Origin of the sequence: Shewanella sp. MBTL60-007 (genome assembly GCF_019654915.1) — a bacterium.
Classification (GTDB): domain Bacteria; phylum Pseudomonadota; class Gammaproteobacteria; order Enterobacterales; family Shewanellaceae; genus Shewanella.
The window spans coordinates 1-6,933 of the sequence record NZ_BPET01000105.1 but is presented as its reverse complement, the minus strand read 5'-3'; the positions used below and the strand labels follow the sequence as shown (position 1 = coordinate 6,933).

The window sequence follows — 6,933 nt, the reverse complement described above, 5'->3', positions numbered from 1 at the left end:
CTAATGAGCTTAATGATTGCAATGAGGGAACACTTGCGATTCTAGTTGATATTTACCTTGATTGGATTGGATTAAAAGATTTTAAAAATCAGATTACAAAACTAGGTTACACAGGTCCGTTTCAAGAGTCCTTGGACAGCATTAGTAAAAGCGTAAAGCTAAAAGATTGGAAGCAGGTAGTTGATCTTTTATTTCACATGTTTGGATTATTACTAGATAAAACCAATCCAACTTGGATTCAGCAAAAACTAGGAAAAAAAAATACAAATCAACTCTTAAAAGCTCTTAGTAAGGCTTGGTCAATTAGGTTAGTTCCATTCGTTGGCTGGGCTTTTTGTTTAATATCATTAGGTGTATCAATATACAGCAGCAAAGACCGTTTAGTAGCACTTTACAACTGCAAAAAAGAATAACTAGCCCCTCAACTCTCCAATCCAATTTGTTACCGAATACTTGCCCGATAAGAGCGGGGTTATATATTCCAGTTGAAGCCCTCCCTAAATCTCCGCACTTCAAAACTTGGCTATCTTTGAAGATAAAAGTTACATCTTACAGAAAATTAGAATTTAATAACTAAGATTAACTTTCGAGTTTCAGGTTCTTTTTCTAAGTATTCGCCCCCAGAGAATCTTATACTCTCAATCCACTCCTTCCATTTTGAGTGAATGACTTATAATGACGTTGCCACTAAAGATATAAATTACCAGACCCTACAATCTCCCCATACTCGACTCTATCTACTACTGAACCAGTAATGGAAGACTGGTTCACTTGATTCTCTTAGAGAGTAAGACTAGTAACTAGTGCTAGCCTTTCGTTAGACAGCACCAAAGCGTGCAGACTGACATCATCACTTGGCTTGCCTTTGGGTTAGCTGGGGATCGGGCGCTTAGGCGCCCTTTTCTCCTTTCCATTATTGATAGAACCTTTCGTTCAACTCCTCACACAGCACCGTTCGATGCACTATCTTGGTTTTGAGCAGTGCTGCATCCTCCTGGCTCAGCAGCGATAGCCGCGTCTTCTTATCAAACCTTGTTGGCATCTCTTCATAGAGCAGGTTGTGCAGCCTCTTTATGTCATTGAAGATTTGCAGGGATTGCGAGAACAGCATGACCTTATCGTAATAACCGTTATTGAGGCCATACAGCCACTTTAGGAGGATGGTTTGCCTGGCAGCTTTAGTCTTAAACGAATGCTCAATTTCAATCGCTGCAATTGTGCCGTCTGGCTCTATGACTATACCGTCGACATTGCGTACATCATTAGATTTAAAGAGCCTCTTAAACTCCGCCTCAGTAACGAACGAATACCAGTAAGGTTTAGCTATCTTGTCTTTCGTTTGGTTGTGGACACCTTTGAGCAGAACAAACTGCATCATAAGGTCGTGCATAATGGTGTTTTGGTTAACTCGCAGACTTGGCTCTCCAGCGCGAAAGTAGACCGCAACAGATAACAACTCTTCGGCGTATTTTGCCCCCCCATAATCGAGCACATAAACGCGCCCATCGATAGAACGGTGAGTGATAACAAGGCTCAGTAATTTCTCGCTGACGAGCTTATTCAAATGATCTAATGCGAGTCGGTGTGGAATACCATAAAGCCAGCCAATAATCGTTGGCGATGTTAGGCCGAAACGTGTGACGATTTTCATCGTTAATACACGCCTATCTTTACCAATCTGATTGTTACTTGTTCCTGGTTGATAGTGCATTGGAATAAAGATATAAGGTTGGTATAACCGCCCTGCCTCGCCCGCTATTGCGATGGCTTGGTTTAACTGTTGGGTAGTACTGCTTTGCTCATTCATCTTGATATCCGTTGTTGTGTTGAACATGGTTATCAAGAGGTAGAAACTTAAAACACAAACAATGCCGGTTCAGGCAAAAAAGTGCTGATTTTTATTCCGAGATGCTTATTTCTCCCTCTCGGGATGAAAATAGCGATAGGTATCGCTACCAAGCAAGGCTTTGCCTGATGAATGAGTCACTTCGTGACACATCCATATGCCTTGAATCGCCCGCCAGTTCTGATGACTCGTCATCGCCACTGTCTTACGAGCTACGCTCTAGCTTTTCAAGACATCAAACGCGCATGTATCTCGCTACGCTCTGTACTAACCGCATTTTCACCGCTTACGACGAGGGATGTGTGCCACCTCTATTCCCTCTTTCGACGCTGTGCTTTTCTGACGAAAAGGCAAATGGTTTAGCCATCAATTTGTTCCAAATGTGAGGCTAAATTTTGCTGAAGCAAAATGGAAATACGGTTAGTACAGACCAGCTGTACATGCGCGTTACTCCTTTGAATCGATACTTTGTATCCATCCAAATACGCGAGCCGATGGCATGTTTCACATGCACTTTTGTCACAAAAACTCGTGCCGATTGTTGTTATTAAAAGCGCACTTTCGTTAGGACGTAATGGGAAATTTTTGTGGGATTTTTGAAGAAAAAACGAAGAATAACTCGAAGTAAAACGCCAAACTTTTTGTTGCTGACAGTTCAGTCAAACAAGTTTGTAATCTAACATTTTTTCATTAATGTGTATAGATAGTTACTAACTTTTGCACAGTAAAATCAGGAGATGATTATGAGTACAAATTCTAACAACGGACCGCAAGTTAATGTCGATGGAACACCTATGGTCGCTGATAGCGGAGTAGATATCAAAGGCAACCCATATGGTGTAACGGAGTCATCTATAGATACGAGTTGCACCACAATAGATAACTCTTTCAATAGCCCTTTCGACAGCTCTTGTGGTAGTTCATTTGATAACTCTTTTGGCAGCTCTTGTGACAGCAGCTTCGACTCATTTAGCTCTGGATTTGATGACTTTTAGATGCCAAGAAAACTATTAAACTTAAACCAGACAATGAGCATCCCGCTAGTAATCGGCGCGATATTATTGTTCTGGTTATTCTCGTTTTATGTAGAAACCGATGATATTCGGTACCTTGTCATCTATAGTCTAGCAACGTGCAAGCTAATTCACGGCTCGTCAGTATATCAAGCCCTTTGCACTAAAGACCCAACTCAAGTGGACTTAAAGCGTGCCAGCTACTATGTCCTGTTTCGATTCGTTTAAGCTAAAAATTAAGGAGAGCGAATGTACTTTCTAATCCCCTCAGCAGTATTGTTGTTAGGTGTTTTATACCTAGTCAAACACGCGAAATATTGAAGTGAAGAGTGGTAAGCCCCTAGATAAATCCATTCAGTCACATTTTTGGTAGGCAGTCCATATAACCCGATGAAGTGTCAACGGGTATAGGGACTTACCATACATTGATATACAGTTTTATTGGCTAGCAGTTACAACACAAAAATTATGTAATGTATTTTTGCATTTCCCCATCTGTTAACCTACTTTTTACGTAACAGTTAAAACATGTTTGTCACGTATGCTCAAAATAAGGTCGTTAGTCTAACCAGCACTGTACTGAAGGGGTTGGATATTGGTACTTGTATCCATAATATCGAAGTGAAGTTCGAAAGACTAGAATGAAATCAGATCATTACGGATACAACCGTAGAATAATTACAGAGCAAGTTAACAACTACACCACGCTTTTAAGGAAAGAGTATGCGAATTATTGGAATGATTCTTACGCTTAGCGGCCTAATTTGGGGGATCATAGCATTCAAGATGCCCACCACAGTTAAAATTGATGATAAATATTTCGAATTATTGACTGACTCCCCTAGCCCAGAAATACATAACCTAGCACTCTCTAACAAACGTAACACTCACCTTCAAGCCTCTGCTGTATTGGCAGTTATTGGTAGTTTATTTTGGGGGTTTGGCTCAATTCAAAGAAGCTCATCTCTTCCTTCAATAGGAACCAAAGAATGCCCATTTTGCGTCGAATTAGTGAAGGTAGAAGCGAAGTTCTGCAAACATTGTGGAAAGGAAATCCCAGAAGCCAAACCAAAGTCCGAGCCCAAAGAGATGTACTCTGGAGACTTGGATTCTTTACATTATGCGGCATGGAGCGGGAACTGGGAAAGAGTTAATGGATTGCTAAGAGAAGGGGCCGATGTGAATCAAACCAACAAAAAAGGGAAAACAGCTCTTGACTTAGCTAGAATGCGCAATGATCAGCAAGTTATCGACTTGTTAATTTCAAAAGGTGCAACCGGATGACGAGAGCAAATCTTACTCATCCTAATTTATAGAAAATCAATGAAGGAAAAAGGTATGGCCTTTCTATCTTTCTTTTCCTCTGCCAGTTATTTAGCTTCCCTTTTATCTCTGGTTTATTAAGCCACAATAAAGTTCGATTTTATAACACATAATGAATATCGAAGCCCCCCCCTCGACATCAGGATTATTAGAGAGAGAAATAAAGATAGCCATAATAGTTTCAGTAGCAGTTCATTTGATAGCTCATGTGACAGCAGCTTCGACTCATTTAGCTCTGGATTTGATGACTTTTAAATGCCAAGAAAACAATTAAACTTAAACCAGACAATAAGCATCCCGCTGGTAATCGGCGCGATATTATTGTTCTGGTTATTTTCATTTTATGTCGAAACTGATGATATCCGGTACCTTTGCACTTATAGTTTAGGTAAGTGCAAGCTAATTCAAGGCTCGTCAGCCTATCAAGCCATTTGCACACAAAACCCGAGCAAAGTGAACTTATGGCGCGCCAGCTACTATGTGCTATTTCGATTTGTTTAGGCTAAACCTTAAGGAGAACGAATGTACTTTCTAATCCCTGCAGCAGTCTTATTGATAGGTGTTTTATACCCAATCAAACACGCGAAATATTGAAATGGAGTACTCCTAAGCTATTGAGCTCAGGAGCAACTAAACGAAAGCATGAGCACGCATGTCTGTCCCCCATTATCGGCATTAATCGACTAGCACAAAGGACCTAAAGCCAGCTCTTAGAATCAGAGCCTATAAGGTAATCAAATAATGTTTACACTGACCCCACATATTTCGCCTATGCTCATAAGATTGTCCCGTGTGAATATCAACCCCGCAGAGGAATGACTTTCTAACGCAGCGACTTATGCAATGGTAATAAGGTGTATCCTCCAAGCTTACTAACGCTTTTCTTGGCGTTGGCATAACAAACTCCTCTCTTCAGCCTTAACTAAAGCTTAGTAGAGGAGCCTCTATCTGACAATTTTGGGTGTCTGCGTTATTGTTATTATGTGCCCAGTTGATGGCTATCGAAAGATCAAATGGACATAGCTCCTTTTCAATTATATTTCCACTTAGTAAACAGCAGTATTGCTTGGTGAGCTGATTGTATATCCATCCAGAAAAGTGCATAAGAGTTAAGAAATGCTCGCGGATATAACTAATTTTTATGCATTACTATGATTATTTATTTGTTTTTAGTCTGTCAGAAAATATGAATTCCAAGGGTAGGCACAATAATCCAATACCCTTGGTCAGCGTTTATGACTAAAAGGCGTTGCTCTGCTCTTTATACTCTCGTCTTTCGCGAGCTTTTCTCTGTTGTTCTCGCTGCTTGTCATAAATTGCTAGATGTTTAGGGGATTCAAATGAAAGATACGTTGTAGTGTCAGGCCAGCCACGATATACGATAATTCTAATACCATCATCTAAGGTCCATTTGTAAGTGACTTCACCAAGTTTAGCGTTTCCTTTGATGGAATCTTGACTACCATATTTTCGTGCAATGAAACCGCGTATTCGAATGACTTGGTCAGCATCGAGATTGCTTGGAAATACATATTTAGCTTTCGCGAAGTTACCTTCTAAGGTATACGAGATAGATAACGATTTGCTATCTTTCAGAACTTTCGAAGTTTCATATGTATCCGACCAATATTGCTCTCCCTCTACTTTAACCACTGAACCAGCACGTTTAACTGCAGGTTGCATAGTGTCTCTATAGGCACATTTGATCTTCACGCCGAAGAGTAAAGTATGAGCTTCTGGTAAACATAGTTCTAAATAAACCTGCTTGACTTTACTCTTGGATTTATCGGTTTTTGAATCTATTGGGTATAAAGTAGATTTTTGGTATAAAGAAAGTGCTTTAGAGAGGTCCTTATCGACACCTTGCCCATTTTCATACATAGAAGCAAGCAGGAATAATTTATGTCCTTTATATTCCAGTTCGATACTGTCGAATGCTATTAACCTGTCTGCTGCTTCCTTAAAGTTTTGTTTAACGCCATGGCCATGGTAGTACATCAGTGCCAAAAAATACTTAGCCGTAGGGTGACCAAGGTCTGAGCTCTTATTGAATTCTTGAAGCGCTTTCTGGTAGTTCTGTTTAACACCTTGGCCTTTGTAATACATTAAGGCGACCATATTTCGACTACCTGTGGAGGTATGAGGAGGTGAAGTTGCTATGTCCTTAAGATACCAATACATTGCTTTTTCATAACTCTGCTCAACACCAGATCCTTCATAATAATCGGCAGCGACTATATCCATGAACTTCCCTTGTTCAGCAACCTTTAGCGCCCAATAAAATGATTTTTGTTTATCGACCTGAACTCCTAATCCACTAGAATAAAATAGTGTAAGCTGAACTTGAGACTGATAATGTCCTTTTTCAGCCAATACTTTGAATATGTTAAATGCCGGGAGAAAGGTTTCAGGTTTATCCCACTCTCCTTGGTTATATAGATCTATGGCCTTGCCATAGTCAGATCTAAAGTTGTTATCCTTAAGCGAATTGGCGAGTGTCATAAAGGGAAGCATGAGGGTAAAGATAAGGAGGAGTCTTAACATGAATTAGCATCCTAGCTTTGTTACTGTCAGGTTTATTTAGTGTTAAATAGTATCATGTAAAACCTTAGGCGTATAACCGAGAGAAGGGGGGAAGGGAGTTGTGTGTGAACAAAGTACTGCAGAAGTAACTCTAGGCCATCAATAATTTTAAACAGAACAGAATATTAAGTTCACTCCTCTAATGACCGTTGATATACCAGACAATAT

At 40.1% G+C, this 6,933-nt stretch carries 6 protein-coding genes and 1 pseudogene; 3 read left to right on the top strand and 4 right to left on the bottom strand.

What is annotated here, in order from left to right; genetic code table 11:
• On the top strand, positions 1-413 hold a 413-nt coding region (locus K5Q92_RS23125), incomplete at its 5' end, for a hypothetical protein (RefSeq protein ID WP_220771182.1).
• Between the two features lie 500 nt (positions 414-913).
• Here K5Q92_RS23125 and K5Q92_RS23120 read toward each other — a convergent pair.
• Together K5Q92_RS23120 and K5Q92_RS24345 are read right to left on the bottom strand one after the other, a co-directional pair.
• Positions 914-1,807: a hypothetical protein gene (locus tag K5Q92_RS23120; RefSeq protein WP_259649687.1), complete on the bottom strand. Its 894-nt coding sequence runs from the start codon at positions 1,805-1,807 to the stop codon at positions 914-916.
• A 105-nt stretch (positions 1,808-1,912) separates the two neighbouring features.
• Complete coding sequence (locus K5Q92_RS24345; protein WP_259649686.1) at positions 1,913-2,041, bottom strand: hypothetical protein; 129 nt, start codon at positions 2,039-2,041, stop codon at positions 1,913-1,915.
• Between the two features lie 548 nt (positions 2,042-2,589).
• Here K5Q92_RS24345 and K5Q92_RS23115 point away from each other — a divergent pair.
• Positions 2,590-2,841, top strand: coding sequence for a hypothetical protein (locus K5Q92_RS23115; RefSeq protein ID WP_220771181.1), 252 nt, complete (start codon positions 2,590-2,592; stop codon positions 2,839-2,841).
• A gap of 741 nt (positions 2,842-3,582) precedes the next feature.
• Positions 3,583-4,143, top strand: coding sequence for an ankyrin repeat domain-containing protein (locus K5Q92_RS23110; RefSeq protein ID WP_220771180.1), 561 nt, complete (start codon positions 3,583-3,585; stop codon positions 4,141-4,143).
• An 804-nt stretch (positions 4,144-4,947) separates the two neighbouring features.
• Here K5Q92_RS23110 and K5Q92_RS24340 read toward each other — a convergent pair.
• Positions 4,948-5,079: pseudogene (locus K5Q92_RS24340) on the bottom strand (transposase); the annotation flags it as partial.
• Between the two features lie 342 nt (positions 5,080-5,421).
• The gene (locus K5Q92_RS23105) at positions 5,422-6,726 is read right to left on the bottom strand and encodes a tetratricopeptide repeat protein (RefSeq protein WP_220771179.1); all 1,305 of its coding nucleotides are present in this window, start codon (positions 6,724-6,726) and stop codon (positions 5,422-5,424) included.
• Between the last annotated feature and the right edge of the window lie 207 nt (positions 6,727-6,933).